The sequence below is a fragment of the Bradyrhizobium sp. SZCCHNRI1009 genome, from assembly GCF_032487575.1.
Lineage (GTDB): Bacteria > Pseudomonadota > Alphaproteobacteria > Rhizobiales > Xanthobacteraceae > Bradyrhizobium.
Map to the genome: position 1 here is coordinate 105,261 of NZ_JAUEUL010000015.1, position 25,281 is coordinate 130,541.

Annotated in this window: 25 protein-coding genes and 1 tRNA gene; 12 read left to right on the plus strand and 14 right to left on the minus strand. The window is 65.0% G+C overall.

Features of this window, described 5'->3' with window-relative positions; translation table 11 throughout:
- Nucleotide 1: 1 nt before the first annotated feature.
- On the plus strand, nucleotides 2-661 hold the full coding sequence (locus QX010_RS23515; protein ID WP_316182156.1) for a DUF4166 domain-containing protein: 660 nt from the start codon (nucleotides 2-4) through the stop codon (nucleotides 659-661).
- On the plus strand, nucleotides 658-2,094 hold the full coding sequence (locus QX010_RS23520; RefSeq protein ID WP_315804922.1) for a TIGR01777 family oxidoreductase: 1,437 nt from the start codon (nucleotides 658-660) through the stop codon (nucleotides 2,092-2,094). The genes QX010_RS23515 and QX010_RS23520 overlap by 4 nt, the downstream gene beginning before the upstream one ends.
- Before the next feature lie 13 nt (nucleotides 2,095-2,107).
- On the opposite strand, the gene QX010_RS23525 is transcribed toward QX010_RS23520, so the two are convergent.
- Together QX010_RS23525 and QX010_RS23530 are read right to left on the minus strand one after the other, a co-directional pair.
- A complete protein-coding gene (locus QX010_RS23525; protein ID WP_316182158.1) occupies nucleotides 2,108-3,154 on the minus strand; it encodes an AraC family transcriptional regulator in 1,047 nt (348 codons plus the stop codon).
- Between the two features lie 59 nt (nucleotides 3,155-3,213).
- Nucleotides 3,214-4,071: a LysR family transcriptional regulator gene (locus QX010_RS23530; protein WP_316182159.1), complete on the minus strand. Its 858-nt coding sequence runs from the start codon at nucleotides 4,069-4,071 to the stop codon at nucleotides 3,214-3,216.
- 108 nt (nucleotides 4,072-4,179) lie between these two features.
- Here QX010_RS23530 and QX010_RS23535 point away from each other — a divergent pair, with 108 nt between their 5' ends.
- Nucleotides 4,180-4,608 (plus strand): 4-oxalocrotonate tautomerase family protein, encoded by a 429-nt coding sequence (locus QX010_RS23535; protein WP_316182161.1) that lies wholly within the window; start codon nucleotides 4,180-4,182, stop codon nucleotides 4,606-4,608.
- Nucleotides 4,609-4,610: 2 nt separating this feature from the next.
- On the opposite strand, the gene lipB is transcribed toward QX010_RS23535, so the two are convergent.
- A complete protein-coding gene (gene lipB / locus QX010_RS23540) occupies nucleotides 4,611-5,333 on the minus strand; it encodes a lipoyl(octanoyl) transferase LipB (protein ID WP_316182162.1) in 723 nt (240 codons plus the stop codon).
- A 20-nt stretch (nucleotides 5,334-5,353) separates the two neighbouring features.
- On the opposite strand from lipB, the gene QX010_RS23545 reads away from it, so the two are divergent.
- Complete coding sequence (locus QX010_RS23545) at nucleotides 5,354-5,647, plus strand: FliM/FliN family flagellar motor switch protein (protein ID WP_409997983.1); 294 nt, start codon at nucleotides 5,354-5,356, stop codon at nucleotides 5,645-5,647.
- A gap of 136 nt (nucleotides 5,648-5,783) precedes the next feature.
- Nucleotides 5,784-5,868, plus strand: a tRNA-Leu gene (locus tag QX010_RS23550).
- A gap of 793 nt (nucleotides 5,869-6,661) precedes the next feature.
- Here the strand turns inward: QX010_RS23550 and QX010_RS23555 are convergent.
- From QX010_RS23555 to QX010_RS23565, 3 genes are read right to left on the minus strand one after another with little or no spacing between them, the layout of a single operon-like run.
- Entirely contained in the window at nucleotides 6,662-7,159 is a 498-nt protein-coding gene (locus tag QX010_RS23555) for a nuclear transport factor 2 family protein (protein WP_316182164.1), read from the minus strand.
- On the minus strand, nucleotides 7,156-8,010 hold the full coding sequence (locus QX010_RS23560) for an SDR family NAD(P)-dependent oxidoreductase (RefSeq protein WP_316182166.1): 855 nt from the start codon (nucleotides 8,008-8,010) through the stop codon (nucleotides 7,156-7,158). The genes QX010_RS23555 and QX010_RS23560 overlap by 4 nt, the downstream gene beginning before the upstream one ends.
- Complete coding sequence (locus QX010_RS23565; RefSeq protein WP_315804938.1) at nucleotides 8,007-8,795, minus strand: SDR family NAD(P)-dependent oxidoreductase; 789 nt, start codon at nucleotides 8,793-8,795, stop codon at nucleotides 8,007-8,009. Before QX010_RS23565 ends, QX010_RS23560 begins: the two co-directional genes overlap by 4 nt.
- A 365-nt stretch (nucleotides 8,796-9,160) precedes the next feature.
- On the opposite strand from QX010_RS23565, the gene QX010_RS23570 reads away from it, so the two are divergent.
- The 6 genes from QX010_RS23570 (at nucleotide 9,161) to QX010_RS23595 (ending at nucleotide 15,538) form a co-directional block, all read left to right on the plus strand.
- Nucleotides 9,161-9,457: a putative quinol monooxygenase gene (locus tag QX010_RS23570; RefSeq protein WP_315804939.1), complete on the plus strand. Its 297-nt coding sequence runs from the start codon at nucleotides 9,161-9,163 to the stop codon at nucleotides 9,455-9,457.
- A 169-nt stretch (nucleotides 9,458-9,626) separates the two neighbouring features.
- Entirely contained in the window at nucleotides 9,627-10,331 is a 705-nt protein-coding gene (locus QX010_RS23575) for a Crp/Fnr family transcriptional regulator (protein ID WP_315804940.1), read from the plus strand.
- A 451-nt stretch (nucleotides 10,332-10,782) separates the two neighbouring features.
- The gene (locus QX010_RS23580; protein WP_316182168.1) at nucleotides 10,783-12,474 is read left to right on the plus strand and encodes a PQQ-dependent methanol/ethanol family dehydrogenase; all 1,692 of its coding nucleotides are present in this window, start codon (nucleotides 10,783-10,785) and stop codon (nucleotides 12,472-12,474) included.
- A gap of 232 nt (nucleotides 12,475-12,706) precedes the next feature.
- Complete coding sequence (locus QX010_RS23585) at nucleotides 12,707-13,834, plus strand: c-type cytochrome (protein WP_316182170.1); 1,128 nt, start codon at nucleotides 12,707-12,709, stop codon at nucleotides 13,832-13,834.
- Between the two features lie 69 nt (nucleotides 13,835-13,903).
- Nucleotides 13,904-14,593 (plus strand): response regulator transcription factor, encoded by a 690-nt coding sequence (locus QX010_RS23590; RefSeq protein ID WP_315804942.1) that lies wholly within the window; start codon nucleotides 13,904-13,906, stop codon nucleotides 14,591-14,593.
- A 210-nt stretch (nucleotides 14,594-14,803) separates the two neighbouring features.
- The gene (locus QX010_RS23595; RefSeq protein WP_316182172.1) at nucleotides 14,804-15,538 is read left to right on the plus strand and encodes a response regulator transcription factor; all 735 of its coding nucleotides are present in this window, start codon (nucleotides 14,804-14,806) and stop codon (nucleotides 15,536-15,538) included.
- On the opposite strand, the gene QX010_RS23600 is transcribed toward QX010_RS23595, so the two are convergent.
- Together QX010_RS23600 and QX010_RS23605 are read right to left on the minus strand one after the other, a co-directional pair.
- Nucleotides 15,492-16,844 (minus strand): hybrid sensor histidine kinase/response regulator, encoded by a 1,353-nt coding sequence (locus tag QX010_RS23600; protein WP_316182174.1) that lies wholly within the window; start codon nucleotides 16,842-16,844, stop codon nucleotides 15,492-15,494. The genes QX010_RS23595 and QX010_RS23600 overlap by 47 nt on opposite strands.
- Nucleotides 16,841-18,013 carry an FIST N-terminal domain-containing protein gene (locus QX010_RS23605; RefSeq protein WP_316182176.1) on the minus strand — a complete coding sequence of 391 codons (1,173 nt, stop codon included), beginning with the start codon at nucleotides 18,011-18,013 and terminating at the stop codon, nucleotides 16,841-16,843. The genes QX010_RS23600 and QX010_RS23605 overlap by 4 nt, the downstream gene beginning before the upstream one ends.
- 214 nt (nucleotides 18,014-18,227) lie before the next feature.
- Between QX010_RS23605 and QX010_RS23610 the strand changes: the two genes are divergently transcribed.
- Complete coding sequence (locus tag QX010_RS23610; RefSeq protein ID WP_316182177.1) at nucleotides 18,228-18,599, plus strand: c-type cytochrome; 372 nt, start codon at nucleotides 18,228-18,230, stop codon at nucleotides 18,597-18,599.
- Between the two features lie 182 nt (nucleotides 18,600-18,781).
- On the opposite strand, the gene QX010_RS23615 is transcribed toward QX010_RS23610, so the two are convergent.
- From QX010_RS23615 to QX010_RS23640, 6 genes are all read right to left on the minus strand, one after another.
- Entirely contained in the window at nucleotides 18,782-20,158 is a 1,377-nt protein-coding gene (locus QX010_RS23615; protein WP_316182179.1) for a HAMP domain-containing sensor histidine kinase, read from the minus strand.
- 4 nt (nucleotides 20,159-20,162) lie between these two features.
- Nucleotides 20,163-20,816, minus strand: coding sequence for a response regulator transcription factor (locus QX010_RS23620; RefSeq protein ID WP_315804948.1), 654 nt, complete (start codon nucleotides 20,814-20,816; stop codon nucleotides 20,163-20,165).
- Nucleotides 20,817-20,880: 64 nt separating this feature from the next.
- Nucleotides 20,881-22,200: a c-type cytochrome biogenesis protein CcmI gene (gene ccmI, locus QX010_RS23625; protein ID WP_316182181.1), complete on the minus strand. Its 1,320-nt coding sequence runs from the start codon at nucleotides 22,198-22,200 to the stop codon at nucleotides 20,881-20,883.
- Nucleotides 22,197-22,709, minus strand: coding sequence for a cytochrome c-type biogenesis protein (locus tag QX010_RS23630; protein ID WP_315769962.1), 513 nt, complete (start codon nucleotides 22,707-22,709; stop codon nucleotides 22,197-22,199). Before QX010_RS23630 ends, ccmI begins: the two co-directional genes overlap by 4 nt.
- Nucleotides 22,706-23,242, minus strand: a complete 537-nt coding sequence (locus QX010_RS23635; protein ID WP_315804951.1) for a DsbE family thiol:disulfide interchange protein — start codon at nucleotides 23,240-23,242, stop codon at nucleotides 22,706-22,708. Before QX010_RS23635 ends, QX010_RS23630 begins: the two co-directional genes overlap by 4 nt.
- Nucleotides 23,243-23,250: 8 nt before the next feature.
- Nucleotides 23,251-25,239 (minus strand): heme lyase CcmF/NrfE family subunit, encoded by a 1,989-nt coding sequence (locus QX010_RS23640; protein ID WP_315804968.1) that lies wholly within the window; start codon nucleotides 25,237-25,239, stop codon nucleotides 23,251-23,253.
- Nucleotides 25,240-25,281: the final 42 nt, after the last annotated feature.

Below are 25,281 nucleotides of genomic sequence, written 5' to 3' on the forward strand. Positions count from 1 at the left end.
CATGGTGACCATGCGACATCCCGGACTTTCAACGCCCTCCAGCGCCAGGCTTCATGATGATTACAGGTTTCGTGCGCTGCTGTCCGCCGAGGATTGGGGACGGCTGCCGGTGTCGATCTGGCGCCGCTTCTCCAAGCGCCTCGCCGATGGCGCCACCGTCGTCTATGTCGGCGAGGTCGATCAGGCCGAGATCAGCCGTGCCGGCTTCTGGTTCGCGCATCTGGCGCGGCTGATCGGCGGGCCGCTGCCGACGCGCGCGAACATCGGCGTGCCGATGATCGTCGCGGTGACCGAGGACGCGGCGAGTGGCGGCCAGATCTGGACGCGCATCTGCGGACGTCCGCATGGCTTCCCGCAGGTGATCCATTCCGCCAAGCGCTTCGCCGGTCCGACGGGGCTCGAGGAATATCTCGGCTGGGGCCTCAGCATGAGCCTGCGCGTCGGCGTCGCCGATGGCGCGCTTCATTTCCATAGCGCCGGCTACACGTTCGACTTCGCCGGCCGGCGCTGGGTGCTGCCGGCATGGCTCACGCCCGGCGACCTCACCGTCACCCATTCCGATCTCGGCAGCGGTGTCTTTCGCTTCTCGCTCGAGATCGTCCATCCGCGCTTCGGGCGCATCATGCGCCAGAGCGCCGTGTTCCGGGAGTCCGCACCATGACGCCGCTGCTCTGGTCCCTGATCGCGCTTCAGATCGTGATGGGCGTGTTCGACACCTTCTATCACCATGAGTTCACCGAGCGCCTGGCCTGGCGCCCGTCACAGCGGGGCGAGCTCAAGCTGCACGGCGTCCGCAATGGGCTCTATGCGCTGCTGTTCGCCGTCCTCGGCTGGTGCGAGGTGCATGGATTGTTCGCGATCCTCGTGCTCGCGGTGCTTCTGGCCGAGATCGCTATCACCCTCACCGATTTCGTCGAGGAGGATCTGACGCGCAAGCTGCCGCCGAGCGAACGCGTCAATCACACACTGCTCGCCATCAACTACGGCGCGATCCTCATGCTGCTGGTGCCGCTGCTGATCGGCTGGGCGATGCGGCCTTCGGTGATCGTGCCGGCCTATGCCGGCGTGCTGAGCTGGATTGCGGCTGCTGCCGCGGTTGGCGCCGCGCTGTGCGGCCTGCGCGACTTCGCCGCGGCCCGGCGCCTTGCGCGGATGTCGCAGCCGGATGCGGCCGGGCTGGTCGCGGCGCTGCCGCCAGCGCAGACCATCCTGATCACGGGTGCGACCGGTTTCATCGGCGCGCGGCTGGCGGCCGGTCTCGCCGCGGCCGGCCATCACGTCGTCGCCCTGGTCCGCGACCCGGCCAAGGCCGCCATGCTGCCGGCGCCGCTGACCTTGATCACACGTCTCGATCAGCTCGCCTCCGGCACCCGTATCGACGCGATCGTCAACCTGGCCGGCGAGCCGATCGGCAACGCGCCGTGGACCGCGGCCAGGCGCGCGACGATCCTGCAGTCCCGGCTTGCTACGACGGAAGCGGTCGTATCCCTGATCGCGCGGCTCGACCGCAAGCCGAAGGTGTTGGTCAACGGTTCGGCGATCGGCTGGTACGGCCTGTGGCAGGACCAGCCGCTGACCGAATCGGCCAAGTCGCATGCCTGCTTCAGCCATGACCTCTGCGACGCCTGGGAACAGGCGGCGCGCGGTGCCGAAGCGCACGGTGTCCGCGTCGCACTGCTGCGGATCGGGCTCGTCGTCGGCCGCGACGGCGGCTTCCTGGCGCGGATGCTGACGCCGTTCGAGTTCGGCCTGGGCGGGCCGTTCGGCTCCGGCCTGCAATGGATGTCCTGGATCGAGCGCGACGATCTCGTTCGGCTGATCGCCCATGTGATCGCGACCGATGCCATCACCGGGCCGGTCAATGCGACGGCGCCGCTGCCGGTGCGGAATCTCGCCTTCACCGCCGAGCTCGCGCGCTGCCTGCGGCGTCCGGCGCTGCTGCGTGTTCCCGCCGGCCTCTTGCGCCGGATCGGCGGCGACTTCGCCGAGGAGCTCTTGCTCGGCGGCCAGCGCGTGGTGCCGAACAAGGCGCTGTCGAGCGGCTTCGTGTTCCGGCATCAGAGCCTGCGCAGCGCGCTCGAATCCATCCTGTGAGCGGCCGAGCGCGTCATGACCGCTCGCCCCGGGCCATCGTTGCCGATGGCAGCTCGCCGAACGTGGCGCGGTAGTAGCGGGCGAAGTGTCCGGCATTGGCAAAGTTGCAGGCGGCGGCTGCCGCCGCCACCGTGACGGCGGGATCGCCCGAGCGCAGCATCTCGTGGGCGCGCCGCAGGCGCACCGATTTGGCAAAGGCCATCGGCGAATAGCCGCGCACACGCTCGAACAAGCGGAAGATCGACCGGACGCTGACGCCGGCCTCGCGCGCCAAGCGCTCGATCGTGATCGGCTCGCGCCAGTTGGCCTCGATGTAGTCCTCGAGCCGCTTGACCAGACCGAAGTCCGGCATCGGAGAGGGATCCAGGAGCGTGTCGCGGAAACGATGACGGCTGGCGCAGAGGAAGGCGACATGTACCGCATCCTCCAGCTCGCGATAGACTGCGGCGGGGAACGCCGTATCCTGCTCGTTGAGCTGGGTTGTCAGGAAGTCCAGCAGTCGCATCAGGCTGCGGGCCTGCGGATCGGCGGCCGGAATGGCAGGGTCGATCGCAAAGTCGGCGCGCGGCTGCACGCCGACCAGCGCCGTGAGGCGCCGTCGCAGCGCCTGCGGATCGAGCCGCAGGGTCAGTCGCCGATGGCCGCCCTGGCACGCCATCTGCCATGGCGCGCCGGCCGGCGCGACCGCGAACTGATGCTCATTGACGTCGGTCGCCTCGCCGGGAGTGCAACTGACCGCGCGTCCCTTCAGGGCGATCTGCACTCTGATGAAGTCGGCGGCGCGATGGTCGCAGACCATGTCGCAGGTCGTGGTGCCGAAGGCGAGACCGATGGTCTCGAGTTCGATCAGGTTGACGATCGCCTCGAAGCGCTCGGCGTTCCTGAAGTCGACGCGCTCGGCGCCGAGCCGGCGCCCCGCGAGGTCGCGCAGCACGTCGGCGTTCGAGGTCCGGATCAGCGCGTGGCGATGCAATGGTTCGAGGCCGGTCGCGCCGGTCGAGGCCGGGCTCGGCTTTGCTGGGGCGCTGACGATGTCAGCTGCGGTCAAGAGACGGTTCAAGCCGCTGCTCCTGAACTCCGATTATTAACCCATGCTACATCAGGTCCTGTCGGCGTCAATTACTTCGACATCGCGGCGCTTCGGAATGCCGCGGCCAGCGTGCGCAAGGCCGCGCGCTTGGCCGCATCTCCCGCCTTTGCATGCAGCATCACCTTGGAGCGGCCGAGCTTGGGCAGGCCGAGATCCGTTCCGATATCGATCAGTCCGCTGGGTGCGATCCGGCGGGCCAGCGGCGCAATCGCAAGACCGGCGCGCGCGGCGGCCGCAACGGCCGTCACCCCGCCGCCGACGAACGTCTCGCTGAAGCTGATTCGCGCGCGCTCGAGCGCGCGGACCGCGATGCTGCGCACGCCACAGGGCGGTGCGAGCGTGGCGAGCGGCAGCGTGCCGCCGGCCGGCAGACGAAATCTGGGCGCTGCGAACCAGCCGAACTCGTCCGTGATCAACGCCTCGCCACCGCGGCGGCTCGCCTCCTGGCGGACGATCACGGCGTCGAGCTTGCCGGCATCGTAGCGGTCGAGCAGGTCGCGCGAGAAGCCGATGCTGACCGACAGCACGAGGTCCGCCATGGCAGCATGCAACTGCTCGAGCATCGGCACCAGCTCGGGGCCGGCGACGTGATCGCTGATCCCCAGCGACAGCAGCGGCCGGATGCGGGGGGGCCCGGTGAGCGCGAGGTCATGCGCGGCAACCAGCGCGCGGGCGTTCTCGGCGAAGGCCGCGCCGTCGGCGGTGAGCCGGACCGCGCGCGGCGAACGCTCGACCAGCCGCTTTCCGAGCAGCGCTTCGAGCCGCTGCAGCTTGAGACTGACCGCGGCCTGGGTGGTGCCGAGCGTCTCGGCCGCCCGGGTGAAGCTGTGCAGGTCGCTCACCAGCAGAAAGGCGCGGACGGTCGCGATGTCGAGCGTGGCGGTCATATGAACTCGTTATCATTGATATCCATATCGATAAGATACCAAAATGAGCGGCGCGCGGCTAGCTTTGCTCCCGAAGCGCAGTCACGCGCTGGATACCGGGAGCCGACCATGCCGTTGATCAACATCGTCTATGCCAGCCAGCGCCGCTCGCCGTCGCTGAAGAAGGCCATCGCGGACGCCATCACCGAATTGACCGCGCACATCCTGCGCAAGGATCCCAAGGTCACCGCCGTCATCGTCTCGGAAGCGGATGCCGCGGACTGGTTCGCCGGCGGCGCCTCGCTGGCGGAGCAGGGGCTTGCCAGCTACTGGATCGACGTTCACGTCAGCGAGGGCACCAACACCAAGGACGAGAAGGCCGCCTATCTCGCCGCGGTGTTCGCGCGTATGGCCGAGCTGATCGGCCCGCTGCATCACGAGACCTATCTGCATGTCGACGAGGTCAAGGCGGATGCCTACGGCTTCGGCGGCCTGAGCCAGGAGCGCCGCTATGTTGCGGCGAAGCTCGACGTCCCGCCGCAGCAGGGCGCCGCGTGAGCTCATGCCGTCTCCGGCTGCGCGACGCTGACGGCGCCGAACACGCTCTCGAACGCCTGTCGGAACGCGACGTCGACATCGGCGAGCGTCACCGGCAGGCCGAGATCGACCAGGCTGGTGACGCCGTAGCGCGGATCGGTCACGCCGCAGGGCACGATAGCCTGGAAGTGCGACAGGTCCGGCTCGACATTGATGGCGATGCCGTGGAAGGTCACCCAGCGCTTCAGCCGCACGCCGATGGCGGCGATCTTGTCCTCGTGGCCCTCGCCCTTGTCGGGCCGCTTGACCCAGACGCCGACGCGATCCTCGCGCCGCTCGCCGCGCACGTTGAAGGCGTCGAGGGTGCGGATGATGGTCTCCTCGAGCGCGGCGACATAGGCGCGCACGTCGGGGCGCCGCCGCTTGAGGTCGAGCATGACATAGGCCACGCGCTGGCCGGGGCCATGATAGGTGACCTGGCCGCCGCGGCCGGTCGGCACCAGCGGAAAGCGCGGATCGCGCAGGTCTTCGGCCTTGCCCGACGTGCCGGCGGTGTAGACCGGCGGATGCTCCAGCAGCCAGACCATCTCCGCGGCCTCATGGGCGGCGATCGCGGCCGCCCGCGCCTCCATGAATTCGGTCGCCCGGGCGTAGTCGGCCGGCGAATCGGAGATGCGCCAATCCACGGCGTTGCCGGGAGGGCCCGCAAAGGTGGTCAGGTCGAGTGTTTCGCGGCTGTTAACCATTGGCTAACCACAACATGGTGATGTCTGGGCAATCAAAATCCAGTCGTGACTTCGGTGGTCCTGCAGTGTCAACCCTCGATAAAGTGACAGTCGACCTGATGGTCGTTCTCGGCACCTGCTCCATGCCCATCCACCAGGTTCTGCGCCTGTCCCGCGGCGCCATCATCGAGCTGGATGCCACCGAGGCCGACGACGTCAAGGTGCTCGCCAACAATCTGCCGATCGCAAATGGGGTGGTGCTGGTCGACCGCAACCGCATCGCGGTCGAGGTCAAGCAGATGCTGCCGCGCTCGCCGACGCCGACGTCGCGATAGCGCGCCACGGCCCACGCCAAAACCGTCCACAATCCGGTATTTTAGGGCAGGGCGGGCCTTGTCCCCCTGACATCGATTTGATACACGGGCGCCACTGATCCGGTGCCGCCCTTCCTCTGGCTCCGGCTTCTTCTTCGCGCTCGTGGCGGAATTGGTAGACGCGCTGCCTTGAGGTGGCAGTGGGTAACACCGTGGGGGTTCGAGTCCCTCCGAGCGCACCATCTCTCTCTCCTCACTCCTCAAATTCAAATCTGTTTGCGGTTTGTTCCAGCCTCGCGCCTTTCGTTCGGGCGAGGGACTGCGGTCCCGCGGCGCGATGGCGTCCGAGTTCTGCCGGTCGTTCCGCCCTCGAGAATGAGAGGGCGCGGGGAATGCCGGGCGCTGGCCGCACCCATGGCCCGCCTGCGAAAAAAAGCAGGCGGCAGGAACCACAGGTTCAGCCGAGACATCCCGGCATTCCCCGCGCGATGGTTTTCACGCTTATGTCGCGATCTCCCCGGTGTCCGGCTTCTTAGCCACCGTCGCCCTCGGGATCATCGCCCGACGACTTGGCGCCAGCATCGGGGCGCCAGGACCACGCGTCTTCACGTCCGCAAGCCTGCCGTTCGTCGGCGAGCCCGTAAGCCCGCTGCAGCACGCCTGCGGCCACCGCATCCCCAGACCCCACGTCTCGTGACGATCGCGAAGCGCCCCTCTCGGCGGGTCCAAGATGGCGATACATAAACATGGTTTCTGAAAAAAAGCAACAGAATTAATTTATTCAGAAGTTGTGGACAGGGCCAAATCAGCTTGATTCCGTCTGATGGAACCCGTCGCGCCGGGCGCCCCGACTCCGCCGCAGTGACGTTGCTAGGGTAAGTGACCCCGCAGCGACGCGTGCCCAGCGTTGGCGCCAGTCGGGGCGGGCCGGGGCACGGCCGGTGAAAGATCGTGCATGACGCCGTCCTTGTCGGCGCCGCTATCCACGTCTGACGGAGCTCGGCCGTCAAATCAGCAGGCCTGAGTTCGTGCAGCTCAGGTCTGGGCCGGCCTGGTCGCTGCCGCGGCTTCCCAGCCGGGCTCGACCGGGACCATGTACCAGGTCGTCAACACGACTTTCGAAAACAGCCAACGGCCGTTTTCCCTGACATATTCATCATCGAACCGGCCGCCGACCATGAGGCTCTTGCCGTTGAGAACGGGGCGCCCGTCGAGATGGCTGTAGCCTCTGCCGTGGTCGCCATCGATTTCGACGACGTGCGCGTGGATGAATTGACGCGCCCATTTGATCGGGAAGTTGAGGAAGAAGTCGCGGATGGCCTCGCGGCCGGTCACCGACGGCCGACCGCCATAGGAGACGGTGGCGTTCTCCGCAAAGAGATCGGCCAGTTCGGCGACGCGCTCCTGGTTGACGTATTCGTGGTACGTGCAGCGCAGTGTCCGGATCGCCTCGCGATCATCATGCTCGGCAACGCGTTTCTCGAGCGCCTCGATCCTGGCTCTGAGGTCGGCGGTCTCGTTTGAATTGCTCATGGTTCATCCGTCGACCCAAGGAGGCCGTCTGGCTGGTGGTGATGTTGATCACCGATGATGTTGCGAAGCCGCTCCTCGACCCGGAGCCGCACCGCGGGATGCGGAAGGATGTAGAATTCGTCGTCGTGGATGGCCTGGATCGTCATGCTGGCCACATCGGCGGCGCTGACCTCGGATTCCTCCATTCCCGCTCTGACGCGCTGATCATATGCTGCAGTGTCGGGGTTTGTCGAAGCCAGATGTGCGGGCCGATGTCGGCCTGAGTCGGCGATGGCGGTCTTGACCAGCGAGGGGCACAGCACGTTGACCTTGAGAGGAGAGCCGGCGAGCTGAAGGTCCTTCAAGAGGCACTCGGACAAGGCTACGACCGCGTGCTTGCTGGCGCAGTAGGCGCCGGAGCCCGCAACGGCGGTCAACCCCGCGGCTGACGCCGTGTTGACGATGTGGCCCTCGTCGCCTGCAGCCATCATGCGCGGCACGAAGCTGCGAATGCCGTTGACGACGCCCAGGAGGTTGACTCCGAGCACCCACGTCCAGTCCTCGGGAGTTGCGGACCAGACCGGGCCGAGCGCCGCGACACCGGCGTTGTTGAAGAGCAGGTGAACGTTGCCGAACTCTTCAAAGGCAAGGTCGGCGAGGCGTTGAACCGCTTCGACGCTGGAAACGTCGCACTGCGCCGTGTGCACGGCAATCCCGCCCGGCATCGGGTCTTTCGTGGCTGATAGTCCGTCGCGATCGACGTCGGCGAGAACGAGCTTCATTCCTTGCGCAGCGCAGGCAGCGGCCAGCTCGCGCCCGATGCCGCTGGCAGCTCCCGTGATCACCGCGACCTTGCCTTCGAGGTGCTTCATGCCGCGCTGATTCCGCCGTCCACGGTGAACACCGATCCGGTGATATAGCTCGCGGCCGGCGATGCCAGCAGCAGGCTGACGCCGGCAATCTCGTCGGGGATCCCAAGCCGGTTCATCGGCACCATGGCGTGGAGCGGCGCTGTCGCGGCCTCGTCCAGCAGGCGGCCTCCGCCGAGCCCCGTCCGGAAGAAGCCGGGCGCGATGGCATTGACCTGGACGTCGAACGTGGCGAGCTCGAGCGCGGCCTGCCTGACCAGGTTCACCACCGCGGCCTTGGCGGCCGCATACGCATAGGCGGTCGCTGCCGAGCCTCTTAATCCTCCGACCGACGCCGTGACCACGATCCGACCCCCGCGCTGCGCCTTCATGTGACGGGCCGCAGCCTGGATGGTCGCGAACGCGCCGGTCTGGTTGATGGCAATAACGTCATTCCAGGCTGCGAAATCGACGTTCTCGATGTGGCCCTGCGGCAATCGAATTCCGGCTCCCCCGCTGATGCCGGCGTTCGCGAACATGACGTCGAGCCGGCCCTTGCGCGCGATGACGTCATCGACCGTCCGCCGGATGGCGTCTGGATCTGCGACATCGACCGTCGCGATCTCTGCCCCCGGGATGATCTCCTCGCCGATCCGCCTCAGTTCGGTCTCGTTCCTGTCAACCAGGATCAAATCGGCACCATTGGCTGCCATGGTCCGGGAAATGGCCAAGCCAAGTCCGCTCGCCGCGCCGGTCACGATGGTGACCAAGCCCTCGACTGCGAAGAGGCGTTCGGCCGTCAGCAACATCGGGTCTTCTCGTTTCGACATGGTTGCCCGTTGCGCCTCCGGCCGTGCCGCGTCGTGACGCCGCCAAGAGACAAGCACAGATCATGGCCGAGACTGTCGCAATCGCGACAATCGATGCACTAAATCACCCGATGCACTAAATCACCTTAGCTTGAGCGGGCGAGGGCGCCGGGACGCAGGTCGCCGCGTGCAAGAAAATCAACTTCGCGGGGAAACGACGGTCAGCATGACAACCGAGGCAACCAATGTTCTGCCGTCCATCCCAGGCGCCGAGGTCTCGACGTCCGCACGATCCCGCTCATGCCATTCGCCGAGGACAGCCATCCGGCGCCTTCTGAGGAACACAAGAGTGAGGATGTGAGCCGATGATCATCGTTGTGGGGTCTGTGGACGGGCTTGGCGAAAGCTTTGATCGTCTGATGAAGATCAGCCTGGAGCATGTGCATCGTTCGCGTATGGAAGACGGCTGCGTGGAGCACACCGTGCAGGTCGATTGTGAAAACTCGCTCCGTCTGCGCTTCTTCGAGCGCTGGCGTGACGCCATCGCGCTCGAGGCGCATTTCGCCCGACCCGAGTCACGGGCGTTCGTGCAGGAGGTCGCCAAGCTGTGCGCGAGACCGCCCGTCATGACCATCTATGAGGCCGAGGAAAAATCGTTCTAGCGCTGGCGGGCCGCCGGTGTGACGCGCCTCATTTTACCCCATCCGGCGACTCGCGCTGGGGTGGGCCTACACCGCCGGGAGCCCGGCCACCTCGATTGATCTCCGCTACACTGATATGGGATGACAGATGTCGCGACAGCGACCATCCCGTCTTCATGTGTGGCGACGAATGAACAAAGCGGTCCTCAAGGCTGTTCTGCGCAGGAACAAGTGGTTTGCTGGCCTTTCTCCGTCATTGGCGGACAACATTCTTCGTCTGGGTCGCGTTCGAAACGCGGACAACTCCCTGATCTATTCCGCGAGCGACTCCCGCGACGGATTGATTGCCCTGGTGTCGGGGCAGGTGCGTTTGACCAGCTTTTCGCTGTCCGGCAATCCCTCCTTCCTGCTGATCTCTTCGCCTGGGTCGTGGATCGGCGTCACCTCGGCCCTCGACGGGCGCCCATATGGTTATGACGCATTCGCCATTGGCAAGGCGGTGCTGTTTCACGTGAGCCAGGAGCGGTTCGAGGCGCTCATCAACGAGAGCAACGAGTATTATTCTGCGTTTGTTCGAATGGTCTGCGATCACCTGCGCGTGTCGATGCAGAACCTGATCATTCTCCGCAATCGGCGTCCACTTCACCGGCTTGCGCAGGAATTGCAGAGGCTCGCAGAGCGTCACGGGCGACAGACCAAGAAAGGGTTGGTCATCGATTTGCGATTGTCGCAGGAGGACCTTGCGGTGATGATCGGGGTCGGCCGGCAGACGATCAATCGTCTGCTCAAGAGTCTCGAGCAGGATGGGATTGCGACGGCAAAGTACGCGTCGGTCACGATTCATGACCTGGAGGCGATCGAACGCCTCAGCTCGAGCGCCCCCGTGGAGAGCTAGACGTCACCAGGCCAAGGCAAGCTTTGCGGTCGGGTTTCCCTGTCTGGCACCGAGCCCCGCGTATTCCAGCGGCGGCCGCGCCTGAACTAAAAGATGCCGCTCTTCGGTCCGGTTTGTTCAAGGGGTCATCTCGAGAGAGGGCTTCCCTCGGTGTGGCGACCGCGAGGACGCCAAGCTTCCACGAGATCGCGCAGTGGAAGCGCGATAACGATCCTTCCGCTCGCAGGTCACGGAATTTCGATAAGCCGCTGAAAGGACGCCGTAATCGGCCTTCAACCCTGATCCCCGCCGCCTACTACCTTCCGCCTATGAGAGCCGGGCCGCGCTGATGCTGTAATCGCCCCGGTGCTTGCACCGCGACTGCTCATCTGGGGCCTCGCGCGCACGCGTCATACGAACACAACAAAGACATAGGCGGAGGGAACTGATGAATTTCACGAGCAGGAGATTCTTGGCTGGCATCTCGACGGTTGCCTTCCTTGTCGCCGGCACGTTGGGCGTCCGCGCCAACGACTCGGCGCTGAAGGCCGCCAGCGAGCCCGGCGCCTGGGCGATGGCCGGACATGACTACGGCAACACCCGGTTCAGCCCGCTCAAGGAGATCAACACCGAGAACGCCGGTAAGCTGTCGCTGGTCTATTCGTTCTCACTGGCCTCGCTGCGCTCGAACGAGGCCTCGCCGATCGTGATCGGCAACACGCTCTACGTCTCGACGTCGTGGGGCCCGAAATACGTCTACGCGCTGGATGCCGCGACCGGCGCGCGCAAATGGACCTATGAGCCGGAGATTCCGGACGATACGCTGCAATATGCCTGCTGCGACGTGAACAGCCGCGGCATCGCCTATGCCGACGGCAAACTGTTCGTCGGCCGGCTCGACGGCAAGCTGAGCGCGCTCGATGCCGCCACCGGCAAGGAGCTGTGGACCTCGAAGGTGGTCGACTACAAGCAGGGATCGGTGATCACCTCGCCGCCGCTGGTCGTGCGCGACAAGGTCATCACCGGCTTCGGCGGCGGCGAGTACGGCGTGCGCGGCTCGCTGCAGGCCTACGACATCAACTCCGGCAAGCTGGTCTGGCAGACCTATACCGTGCCTGCGCCCGGCGAGCCCGGCAGCGAGACCTGGAAGGGCGACACCGGCTTGCACGGCGGCGGCGCGGCCTGGCTGGTCGGCTCCTACGATCCGAAGAGCGACACGGTCTATTGGGGCACCAGCAACCCCGGTCCCTGGAACACCGCCGTGCGCTCGACCGGCAATGGCGATTTCGGCAAGCTGACCAATCTGTATACGGCGTCCACGCTGGCGCTCGATCCGAACACCGGCAAGATCAAGTGGCACATCCAGACCACGCCTGCCGATGCCTGGGACTATGACGGCGTCAACGAAGCCATCCTCGCCGATCTCAAGGTCGGCGGCGCAGCCGTTCCGACCTTGATGAAGGCCGATCGCAACGGCTTCTTCTTCGTGGCCAATCGAGAGACCGGCAAGGTGATCTCGGCCGAAAAGTACGTCTTCGCCAACTGGGCGCAGAAATGGGACATTTCGACCCTGCGCGCGGTCGAGGACCCGGACAAGCGGCCGGGCCCTGGACATCCCGTCAAGGACGTCTGCCCGAACCTGATCGGCGGCAAGAACTGGCAGCCGATGTCGTACAATCCGGACACCGGCCTGGTCTACATCCCGACCAACAATGTCTGCATGGACTGGGCGGTCAGCGACGTCTCGTACAAGCGCGGCGTGTTCTATCTCGGTGCGGAATTCCCGACCAAGGAAGGCCCGGGCGGATTCCTCGGCGAGCTCATCGCCTGGGATCCCGTGAACAACAAGAAAGTCTGGTCGATCCAGGAAGACCTTCCGTTCAACGGAGGTACGCTCAGCACCGCCGGCGGTCTGGTCTTTTCCGGCAATCTGCACGGCGATTTCCGCGCCATCGACGCCAAGACCGGAAAGATCCTTTGGAAGAAGAATCTCGGCTCCGGCATCGGCGCCGGCCCGGTGACCTATTCGGTCGACGGCAAGCAATACGTCGCCGTCGTCGTTGGTCGCACCGCCTCGATCCCGGCGTTCCTGGGTGAGATCGGCAAGAAGATGACGAACGCAGCTCCCGAAGGCGGCGCCCTCTTCGTGTTCGCGGTCCAATAGCCGCAGAGTTCACGACGGCCACGCGTGTCCCCGGCAGCGGGGACATGCGCAGCGTTCGGCCAATCCGCATCAAGCGGACGAAGGAAGGCGGCCCGCTCGCGAGACCGAGCCGTACCATATAAACAGATAAACAAGACCTGAGGGATCGAGGATGCGCCTGAATCGCCGTCAGACTGGCTCGAATAGGCGGGCCGCCGAACTGTCAGCAAGCGCGACGGCTCTCGTCGCCTTGATGGCCTCCACCCTGCTGGCCTCGTCGGCGGCGGGTCAGGCCAACGAGGCCGAGCCGCTGCGACTCTGCGCGGATCCGACCAATCTTCCGTTCTCGAGCAACAATCCAACGCAGCCGGGATTCTATCTCGAGGTCGGTCAGGCGCTGTCACAGCAACTCGGCCGCCCCGTGGCCTATGACTGGTACAAATCCTATTTCGGCAAGCGAACCGTGCGCGTGACGCTGCTGGGCAAGCAGTGCGACGCGATGATCGGCCTGCCGCTGTCAGCGGACTTCATGGGACCGGCCGTGATCTTCTCGAAGAAGATCGCGACCGAGACCTACGCGCTCGTCAGCCGCGGGACGCTCATCGTTCACAGCATCGACGATCTCCGAGGCAAGCGCGTCGCCGTGCAATACCAGACCACGCCGCAAAACCTGCTGGCCCAGCGCGACGACATCGAGAAGGTGACGGTGCTGACGCCGGACGAGGGCCTTGCGGCGCTGGCCCAGGGCAGGGCCGATGTCGCCTTCGTCTGGGGGCCGGTTGCAGGCTGGCTGAACAAGACGACGTACCAGAGCGGCTTCCGGATCCAGCCGGTCGAGGGCGACGGGCTGTCCTGGGATGCCGCGATCGGCCTTGCCAAGAGCTCCGGCCAACTGCGCGATCAGATCGACGCCGCATTGCCGCAGCTCGCGCCGCGGATCGCCGAGCTCGCGGTCAAATACGGGCTGCCGAGCGAGCCGTCGATCAGGCTCGGCGCCGTGCCGCGCCCGATCAAGCTGGCGTCGACAACTGACCCCGCTCCGCTTCTCCGCCAGCCGGTCGCCGAGGCCGTCGTGACCAGCGTTTCGGACTCGACTGCGAGCGAGTCGAAGACCGAGGCGGTGACGCTAGGCAAAGAGATCTTCAATGGCACCTGCGCCCACTGTCACGGACCCGACGCCGTGCAGGCAGAACGCCGGATCGACCTGCGACGGCTGCAGACCCGCTACGGTGAGGACATGCGCGACAAATTCTGGACCACCGTGCATGAAGGCCGTCCCTCCAAGGGCATGCCCGCCTGGAAGGAGGTCTTTACCGACGACCAGTTCGAGAGCATCTATACATTCCTGCTGACCGTGCAGTCGTCAGAGACGGCAAATTGAGGGAGCGACACCGGCCGACACGATCTGCCGGATCCCCCGGCACGTGCTGGCAGCGAGTGAAGGTCGGACATGACGCGCTTTCTGATCATCGACGATCATCCCCTGTTTCGCGAAGCGCTCGGCAATGCGGTGCGTCTGGCGCATCCCGACGCCGAGATCTTCGAGGCGCTGTCGATTGCCGATGCCCTCAGCACCCTCGCGCTCGAACCCGACATCGACTTGGCGCTGCTCGATCTGACGCTGCCCGATGCCATGGGCTTCTCGGGATTCCAGCGGCTTCGCGCCGCCCATCCGCGGCTTCCGGTCGCGATCGTCTCGAGTGACGAGGACCAGAACGTGGTGCGCGAGGCGCTTTCGCTCGGCGCGGCCGGCTATCTGCCGAAGTCGACCTCGAAGCGCGAGCTGACGTCCGCGATCGAGCGCGTGCTCAGCGGCTCGATCTCGGTCCCGAAAGACTTCGTGCCCGCGGTCGAGCGCCACGGGAAGGGCTCATCTCGCGCGCTGCAGGCGCGTCTCGAGGAGCTGACGCCGCAACAGCTTCGCGTCCTCGACCTGATCAGGCGTGGCTATCAGAACCGGGAAATCGCCGGCGAGCTTCAGCTTGCGGAGTCGACCGTCAAGGCGCACATCACCGAGATCCTGAGAAAACTCCGCCTGTTCAGCCGCAACAAGGCCATCATCGAGATCGGCAAGATCGCGCTGAACGCGCCGGCCGACCGTCAGGGATCGCGCACCGCTTCGGGCAGAAAACACCTGTAGCGGAATTGTTGCGCCGCAAGACTTCACGGCCACCGCAGGCGTGGCGACGTCGATGGCGTCTTGGTCGTTGATTGATGCCAGCCAACGCGATATCGCTGATGCTCCGGTTCTGACGTTCCTTCGAAGACGCGGCGCGCACGCTGGTTGAATGTCGGATCCGCGACACTGAATAGGCCGGACCTTCGATCTGGCCGGGGAGGGGACAGGCACGTGGCTCGATTGCTCATCGTCGAGGACCATCCGCTGTTTCGCGAGGCGCTGGAGAGCGCGATCCGCGCCGCTCTGGCTGACGCCGAGATGCGCGAGGCGACGTCCGTCGACGTGGCCGTTGGGCTTCTTTCATCTCCGCCGAGATTCGACCTGATCCTGCTCGACCTCTCGACGCCCGGAACGACCGGACTCTCCGGCGTCATCCGCATCCGCAAGACCGCGCCGCGCACGCCGATCCTGGTCGTTTCCGCGCATCGGGACCCGGACCTCGTCGCCCACGTGCTCGCGCTGGGTGTCTCCGGCTACATCTCGAAATCGACTTCGAAGCAGCAGCTTGCCGAGGCAATCAACGCCGTGCTGCGCGGCGAGGTCCATGTTGAAGGCGGCTCCCTCTGCGCCGGCGCGCGCCGTGGCCGGCTTCCTGCTCAGGACCTCCTGAAGCGTCTTCACGAGCTGACGCCGCAGCAGCTGCGCGTGCTCGACCTTATCCGCCGTGGACTGCAGAACAAGCAGATCGCCTATGAGCTCGGGATCTGCGAGACGACAGTGAAGGTCCACGTCTCGGAGATCCTGCGCAAGCTTCGCGTCATGAGCAGGACCAAGGCCATCATCGAGATGGAAAAGATCGACTTCGTGAACCTCATCAGCGAGCCGCGCACGCCAGCTCGGGCAAACGGCGCTGAAGCGCTCATGACAGCAAGAACGACAACAGCGCGCGAAGCTCCGCAGGCCTGACCGGCTTGGTCAAGATCTCGAGCCCGTATTGGCTTGCTTCCCTGGCTGCGTCTTCGGAATAGTCGGCGGTCACGATCATGGCCGCAACATCTCGGCCAAGGAATTGCCTGATGTCCCGGATGGCGGCAAGCCCGCTCTCGTCGCCATCCAGGTGCAGATCCGCGATGATCGTCTCAGGGACTGCGCCGAGCGCACTCAAACGCTGCAAGGCGTCATTCAACGACGCTGTAGCTACGACGTCGCAGCCCCATTTTTCCAGCAGACTGACCATGGCCTCGGCGGTGGCCAGGTCGTTTTCGATCAGCAGGATCTTGGCGCCTTCGAGCCCGCCATAGTCGTGGTCGACGTGATCCGCGGGATGTGGATCCGGCAGTACGGCTGCCGGGTCTGCGCGGTCGAGCTCGAGCTTGAATGTGGACCCATGTCCAACCCGCGAAGCCAGCCCGACCTCATGGTCCAATGCCTTGGCGAAGCGACGAACGATCGACAGGCCCAGCCCAAAACCGGCCTGATCCTCGGCGCTCGGCCGACCGCGCTGGAATTCGAGAAAGATCGCTTCTTGTTGCGGCTTGGGAATCCCCGGGCCGGTGTCGTGGACCTCGATGCGAACCCGGCCAGCTCCCGGCCCCGGCCGGCATCCCATGACGACGCCGCCCTGCCGTGTGTAGCGCAGGGAGTTGGCGAGGAGGTTCTGCAAGATGCGCCGCAGCATCATGGCATCCGAGACCACGGCGATCGAGCACGGACAAATGCGCAGGGACAACCCGCGTTTGGCCGCGATCGGGGCGAATTCGCGTTCGAGCGGCTCGAACAGGGTCGAGAGCAGAACGGGCCTGACATCGGGGCGCAGGGCTCCGGCATCGAGCTTGGCAATCTCCAGCAGGGATCGCAGCAGATCCTCGAGCATGGCCAGCGAATGGTCGACCTGGCCCACCATGGCCGTTCCGCGATCGGACGAGACCTCGTCCGCCAAGGTCGAGAGCGTGAGCCGCGCGGCGTTGAGCGGCTGAAGCAGATCATGCGTGACGGAGATGAGAACCGAGGATTTCAGGGAGCTCGCCGCTTCAGCCTGCTGCTTGGCCCGAAACAGGTCCTTGTTGGCGGTTTCGATCGAACGCAGCGCATCACGCAGCTGGCGCGTTCGCTCGCGCACCTGCTGATCGAGCGCAATCGCCGTTTCGAACAGTGAGAACGCGTTGAACTGCTGGTCCATCGAGCGTTCGACCCGGGACATCAGCGCGGCGTTGATCTTCCTGAGCTTGGCCGCTTCGCGCTGCAGGTCTTCCGGAGACGCCGCGGCGGTCATTGCTGCGTCGCTCCACGTTTGCCGATCGCGACCCCGGTCAGCGTCTGATTGACATGCATTGAACCGTACTGCTCGCCATAGGTATGGAATCCGACGATCCGGTTGTCGCGATAGAGCTCGGACATTTCCCGCGCAAACTGATGCTGCTCCGCGTCAAGACGCCTGAGGATGCACTCGAAACCGATGAAGATCGAGACCTCGCCGATCTCGTCGCGGACCTCGGCCAGCATCTCGCGGGCGGCCGCCACGGAATTGCGTGACCTCGCCGCCGTCAGCACCATGCCTTCGTCGATCGCGCAGAAGAACCGGAGTGAGCCGTCAGGGCTGACGCGCTGAATCGAGCGCGCGAAATAGGAGCCGCCGACTCGCACCAGGACCGGATGGGCTGCAAACAGGAACGGGTCGAGCTCGGAATCGGCGATTCCGATCGCGCGGCAATATTCCTCCGCCGCCGGCTCGGCATTGAGCTGCTTGACGATGCGCTGCTCGAGATCGGCCTCCGTCACCACCATCTTGGTCGAGGTCGGCTCGAAATTGTCGCATTTGAACAGCCGGAACGGCAATGACGTCCTGATCAGGATCAGCACAGCCATGTCCGTGTGGGCCTTGCCGTCGTGAAAGACCCAGGTGCGCTCGAACCGCAGACCATCGCCGGCCGACCCGCCAACCAGGGGAATATTGTCGAGCGAGGCGTAGATCGCCGACATGATCGCCTCTTCGCGCTGGCACATGCCGTCGATCAGGACGAGTCCGAACACGCCGTCGTCGTCGCGACCACCGTGCCGCGACAGATCCTGCCTCAGCTGGTTGCCGAGGCGACGTCCTTCATCGACGCGAAAGCCCGACAACCCGAAGATGGGCTGTGCGAATACCGTGAAATCCTCGGCGGCAAATCCGAGAGCGACGACACTGTTGTCGTCCCAGCCATCGGGCGACAGCTCTCCGGCCGTCGTACAGCCGTATACGGGGATGTCCGCAAGACGGGTCGTCACCTCCACCATGAACTCGTTTGGATCGTAGTGGGGCGACAGGAAGATCAGCACCATCGCCAACCCGTCGGCCGGCAACTGGCTGCAGATGTCGGCCGCCGCAGCGGCCTCCGTTGCAGCCTTGGACTTTGCAGCAGTCACGCCAGACGGACGCGGGGGCCGAGGATCGGCGTCTCCCATCGGGCACCTCCCAGAACGACACTTTGGGTTGTTGGTGATCGTTCGTTTTTTTAGAAGATTAGACCAATTGAGCAGCAACGGCAACTGCGTGGCTTGATCCAGAACAAGGACTTGGGCCGGGCTGTCGTCCGATCATCTGCGCGGATCTGCTCGCCGGCCTGGCCCGGGGGGCTGGCCCGCGCCCCGCTCCGGATCGAAAAGGGAAAGATCTCGCATGCTCCGCCGCATCGTTCTTGTCGCCGTTCTCGTCAGCCTGGCACCGAGCGCCCGCGCGCTCGACGGCAATCCGGTCGCCGGGGAAGGCATTTTCCAGCGCATCTGCCATAACTGCCACTCTGCCGAGATCGGCGTCAACAAGGTCGGCCCGAGCCTCTGGAACATCGTTGGACGCCAGCCAGCGGCCGTGCCGGACTACGCCTATTCGGAGAGCATGAAAAAGAACAACGCGCCTTGGACCGCAGCGGCACTGGATGCCTATATCGCCGATCCTCGCGGGGACGTTCACGGGGTCAAGATGTATTTCAAAGGATTGGCGGACGCGAAGGAGCGGGCCGATGTCGTCGCCTATCTCTCGACACTGAGATAGCGCGGCCGGGGAAGCTTGCGATTTTGCGGACGCTGCTGACCCGCGCTGTTCGAAAGGAGCCTCTCACCGACTACGGCTGGCGTCGTTGGCTCGCTGGCCCAGGGCATCTTGCCATGGTGATTTCCTGCTCCACTGGCTTCGTGCCGTATGCCGCTGCGGTCGCTTTGCGGGCACCAGTCATGTCACGATGAGCTTGGATCACCCTTCTTTCGAAGTGCGAGCTTCAGGGCGACGCCCCCAATTCGCGAATCCTCGATCCACAGTCGGCCATCATAGAGGCTGGTCAGGTCGCGGGCGATCGCCAAACCGAGGCCAGTGCCCGGCTTCGCGTCGTCAAGTCTCGTGCCCACGTCGAACACGCGCATTCGATGTTCGACTGGAATGCCGGGCCCGTCGTCCTCCACCGTGATCAAGACGGAGCTGTCGAGATCCTCGATCGAAACCACGACGAGGTCATGTGCCCATTTTGCCGCATTGTCGAGCAGGTTGCCGATGAGTTCGGTCAGATCGTTCGTATCGCAGGCAACGACGACGTCGGCCGCTCCTTCGACTTCGAACCGCCGGTCGTGCCCGGGGCTGAATCGCGAGTAGGTATTGATGACGCTCCTCAAGACGTCTGCGACGACCGCAAACGCACCTGCATTCGCGATCGTGGAGGCCTTTGCGCGCGCCGTCTGGTAGTCGATGAGCAGCGCCATGCGCGAGCACTGCTCCGACAGGATCTGCGCGTGGCCCTCCTGACCGGATGCTTTCAGCCGTGCGGCCTCCTCGTCGAGGATTGCCAGAGGCGTCTTCAGCGCGTGTGCAAAACTGCCTGCGAGCACGCGAGCGCGATCGACCATGCTGAGGTTTGCCGTGATCATCCCGTTCAGTTCGGTGACGAGCGGCATGATTTCCTCCGGCAGGTCCTCGGGCAGGCGTGTGGTCTTGCCGCTGCGCACGTCCACGATGGCGCGACTCATCCGCTGCAGCGGCCGCAGGCCGTAGGCGACCTGAGCGTAGGCGGTGCCAACCATGGCGAGGGCCAGCAGACCCAGCGTCGCCATCAGTGTCAGATTGAGGTGCTCCATCTCGTCACTGATCAGTCGCTCGTCGGCACCGATTCGGATTTCAACGGGTTGCCCGAGACGAGCCGGCTCGCTGATGTTTCGGACCATCCGCATCGGCCCGGTCGGTCCTTCCACATTCGCCAGCGCCGTGGAGGGAGGCAGCGAGCCCTCGCGGGTCTGGTCGGGCGTGACTGAAAGAGAGAGGTCGTCCTGTAGCGAGGGCGAACGCACGGTCTCGCCGTTCTGCAGGATGACCTGCCAATACATTCCGGATTTGGCCGGAGAGAAACGCGGATCGCTCAGATTGCGGGCGATGAACAGCCGCTGCGCTGCGTCGAGTTCGACGAGATCGGCGAGCTCGCGGGCGTGATCCAGCAGGTCATGATCAAAATGGGCCTCGACGACACGGCGAATGACGATCGAGAGCCCGAGCCCGCTGGCGAACAAGACGATGGAAATCCAGATCGCGGCGACCGCGATCATCCGGGCTCGGAAGTTGCGGCTGAACATGGCTCTATCCGAAGCGATATCCCATGCCCCTGACGGTGCGAATGCAGTCACGCCCCAGCTTTCTCCTGAGCCGGGCAATGTAGACCTCGACCGTATTGGAGTCGCGATGGTCGCTGCTCGGATAGATGTGCTCCAGCAGCTCGGTCTGCGACACGATATGATCGGCGCGGCGCATGAGGAACTCGAGCACGCGCAACTCGAGTGCAGTCAGATCGACGATCTCCCCGTCCTTCTTGACCAGGCCAGCCGCCGCGTTGAATTCGATCTGCCGGAGGCGCAGCACGGCCTCCGGTCTGCTGGAAACCCGACGGAGCAGCGATTTGACCCGCGCGACGAGCTCCTGCGCCTTGAAGGGCTTTTCGAGATAGTCGTCCGCGCCTGCGTTCAGGCCGTTGACACGCTCGACCCAGCCGCTGCGGGCGGACAGGATCAGCACCGGCAACGTGTGCCCGGTATGACGCCAGCGTTGCAGCACGTCGAGGCCCGAAATGCACGGCAGGCCGAGGTCGAGGACCGCGGCATCATAGGGCTGGCTGTTGCCCAGCATCCAGCCCTGCCTGCCATCGGTGGCGAGATCCGCCTCGAAACCGGCATCGGCCAGGCTTTCCCTGATGCGCTCCGCGTAGACGGGCTCGTCCTCTATGAGCAGAATGCGCATTGCCATTCCTCCGGTTGCCGAACGGGTTCCGACGATGCGGACACGCGGATCGGGCCCTCGAACGCTATGGATTGATCCCGAGCTCTTTGGCTGCGTCAGCTATGCGCGTGCGCTCCGGGGCGTCCTCCGCAAAGACCGACAGTGCGCGTTGCAGCGACTGTTTCGCCGCCTCGACGTCACCCAGCACCACCCGCGAGCGGATCAACTTGATCCAGCCTTCTGCATCGCGCGGTGATTGTTCGAGTCGGCTCGCAAGGCCATCCACCATGCCCCGGATCATGAGGTTGCGATCCTGTGTGGACATGCTTTCCGCCTTGCGGATGTCCTCGGCGCGGGGGCCGCGCGGCTCCGCCGGCTCGCTCTGCGCGGTCTTGCCGGAGCGCAGGAGTTCCTGCATGCGCTCGGCGGACAGGTTCGGCCGGGCGGGCGATGGCGAGCCGTCATCCTCCCCGAGCTCGCGACGAAGCGCGCCGAGCCGCTGCTTGAGATCAGGCAGCCACGGCTCGTTCGGATCGGCCTCCGATACGATCGCCGTCCAGTCGGCCATCGCACCCCGTTTGTCTCCATCCTGTTCTTTCACGACGCCGATGAAGAAACGGGCGCGCGCGTCCTTGGGATCCAGTTTGAGTGCTTCGTCGAAATCCGCGCGGGCTTCGGAGTTGACGGTGCCGTCCGCGGCCCGCACCAGCGCTTCGCCCCGCGCGCTGCGGTACTCTGCCGAGCTTGGCCGTAGCTCCATTGCGCGCGCATAGGCCTGCGCCGCCTCCGCAAAGCGCTCGATGTTGAACAAGGACCAGCCCAGCAGCCGCCATCCGTCCGCATCCCTGGGATTTCGCTCCAGTCGGGTCTGCACACGCTGGATCATCTCTTCGACCGGCGGCAGTCCGCTGCCCTGCTGCGGGCGGTCGCGACCGTCCTGGCCGGCCATCTGCTCCAACGACGCAATGGCCTGGGTGCCGGCGTCCGTTCGCGCTTCGCCAACCGACTTCAGCGTCGTGCCGCCGGCGGTCTGGACCGGCGCGGCCGCGGGGACATCCGGGTTTCCGATGACCGCGTACAGGACGACCGAGCCGAACACCACGGTCATCGTGACGACGGCGAGCGCAAATTTTCGTTCGGAGCTGGTGAGGGAGGGCGCCGGCGGCTGTTCGGCGGCGGCTGCGGCGAGAATGCGCCGCTTGATCTCGCTGGCCGCGTTCTCGCCATCCGACTTGTCGATCAGGCCGCGTGCGGTTTCGTTCTCGATCTCGCGGAGCTGGTCGTGGTGGACGGCAAGTCCCTGAGCCGAAGCCAACCGCCTCCGCTCGTAGCTGCGGATGAATGGTGTCGATATGAGCACGGCGGCCACGGAAATCATCGCCGTCAGGATCAGCCACAGCATCATGAAAGGCTCCTTCGATCGAGGATCGCCTCGATGGCTTCGAGTTCGTCGGCGCTGAGCGGAGCGACGTGCTCCGCCTCGGGCGCACTCGCATTGGCTGCCGCCCGGCGCACGTAGCGGCCGAAGCCGACGGCGGCCGTGAGCAAAGCGAGCAGGGGACCGATCCACAGCGCGATGGTATTCCACTGTAAGGGAGGCTTGAGCAGGACGAAGTTGCCGTAGCGTGCGACCAGGAAGTCCACCGCCTGCCGGTCGCTGTCGCCGGCCTGCAGGCGATCGCGCAGCAGCACCCTCAGATCATGCGCCAATGGAGCGTTGGAGTCGTCAATGCTCTGATTTTGACAAACGACGCAGCGCAGCTCCTGGCCCAGCGCGCGCGCGCGGGCCTCCAGCCCCTCGTCGCGCAACATTTCGTCGGGAAGCACCGCACGAGATGGCGACCAGGTCGCCGTCAGCACGAGCGAGCTGACGAGCAGCGCTTCGGCCGCGCGCTTGATCCGCCGGCAGTTCATGACTCGCTCCTGAGTGCCTTCAGCAGAGGTTCGAAATCGTCCCGCCATACATCTTCGGTCAGCGGGCCGGGATAGCGGAAGCGGATGCGGCCGGCCCGATCGATCACGAAGGTTTCGGGAACGCCGGTCACGCCAAGATCGATGCCGGTCCGGCCGGACTCATCGGAGCCGACACGGGCATAGGGACTGCCATGCTTGGCAAGCCACCGTTTGCCGTCGTTCCGATCGTCCTTCCAGTTCAGCCCATAGATCGGGATCGCGGAGCTCTCCGCGAGCTTGAGCAGCATGGGATGCTCGACGCGACATCCGGGGCACCAGGATGCGAACACGTTGAGCAGGACCACGTCGCCCTGCAGGTCGGTACTGGCAAGACCGCCGCCCTTGCCGTCGAGCGACGCGAGCTGGAAACGCGGGGTCGGCTTGTCGATCAGGGTCGAGGGCATCCGCTGCGGATCGTTGGTCAGGCTGAAAGCCAGTCCAGCGGCCAGTGCGACGAAAGCCGCGAGCGGTATGAGATAGGGTAGGCGCGGCATATCTCGTCCTATTCAGCAGGAACGGCAGTCGGTACGGCCCGCATCGACCGTCGCGGAGCACCGACACGAAATCTCCGGTCGGCCAGCGAGACGAAGCCGCCGCACGCCATCATCAGCGCGCCGATCCAGACCAGCGGCACCAGAGGGTGATAGTAGCAACGCACCGCCCACGCGCCTTTGTCGTCGGGATCGCCGAGCGTCACGTAGACGTTCCAGAGCAGGTTGGTTCGAATGCCGGCGGCGGTCGTCTGCTGCTGTCTGACGGGATAGAAGCGGCGCTCGCTGGAAAGCTGCGTGAACGGTTTGCCGTTCCGCGTGATGTCGAACGTGCCACGCTCGGCTTCGTAGTTGGGGCCTGGAAATTTTCCGATCGAGCGCAACTTGATGTCGTAGCCCGCGAGCTGCAGGCTCTGGCCCGGCCGCAGCATCTGCACCTTCTCGCTGGCCCACGCGGTCATCCCGGTAATGCCTGCGACGGTGACGCCCATTCCCGCATGGGCCAGCACCAGGCCGTAGACCGCGAGCGGGGTGGTGCGCGCGAGGTTGAGCGAGGTCGCCAGGGGAGTCGTCATGCCGAGGCGGACGCGATGAGCCAGCACCATCAGCGAGCCGATCACGAGCCAGACGGCGATGCCGAAGAAGAACGCGACCAGGAAACGCTGTCCGAACGTCGCGATGAGGATCGCGACGGCAATGAATGCCGCAAGTCCTCCGGCCAGGCGGAGTCGTTGCAGGGCCGCAACGAGGAGATCGCGCTTCCATTTCAGAACCGGGCCGATCACCATGGCAAGCAGCAGCGGAACCATGATCGGAACGAACGTCAGGTTGTAGTAGGGAGGACCGACGGAGATCTTGTCGTTTCCGAGCATGTCGACGAGGAGCGGGTAGAACGTGCCGAGAAACACGGTGGCCACGGCTGCCGTGAGCAGCACATTGTTGAGGACGAGGCCGCTCTCGCGGCTGACGGCCGCGAACAGCGCACCGTGCTTCAGGCTTGGGGCTCGGATCGCATACAGCGTCAACGCCCCGCCGGTCGCCACCAGGATGAGCGCCAGGATGAATGCGCCACGCGAGGGGTCCTGTGCGAAGGCATGAACACTGGTGAGCACGCCGGATCGCACCAGGAAGGTCCCGATCAGGCTCAATGAGAAGGTCACGATCCCCAGCAGGATCGTCCAGCTCTGGAGGGCGCTCCGACGTTCGACCACCAGGGCGGAATGCAGCAGCGCAGTCCCCGCAAGCCACGGCATGAAGGACGCGTTCTCGACGGGGTCCCAGAACCACCAGCCGCCCCAGCCGAGCGTGTAGTACGCCCATGCGCTGCCCAGCGTGATTCCAATCGTGAGAAAGCACCAGGCCGCGAGCACCCACGGTCGGACCCAGCGGGCCCAGCTGGCATCGACCTTTCCCTCGATCAGCGCGGCGACCGAGAACGAGAACGCCATCGAGAAGCCGACGTAGCCCAGATACAGAAACGGTGGATGAAAGGCGAGGCCGGGATCCTGCAAGATCGGATTCAGTCCGTTGCCTTCGAGGGGAGCATCGACCAGCCGCGCGAACGGATTCGATGTCGAGACGATGAACGCCAGAAAGCCGAGGCCGATCATGCCGTGCACGCCGAGGACGTTGCTCTGCAGTCGCTCCGGAAGGTTCGTTCCGAACAATGCAACGGCAGCACCGAACAATGAGAGGATCAGGACCCACAACAACATGGATCCCTCATGGTTTCCCCAGACTCCGGAGACCTTGTAGAGCAGCGGCTTGAGCGTGTGCGAATTGGCTGCGACGACCTGGACTGAAAAGTCGGAGTGGACAAACAGCGACGTCAGGCATGCGAATGCGATCGAGACGAACAGAAACTGAGTCAAGGCAGCGTGCCGAACGAAGCCGGCGATCATCTCGGATTGGCGGCGCAGCGCTGCGAACGGAACGATCGACTGCACCAGCGACACGAGGAGCGCGAGAATGAGCGCAAACGATCCGACCTCCGCTGTCATGTGGTATCTCCGACTGCAGCGGATATTCCTGCAGCTAACTAT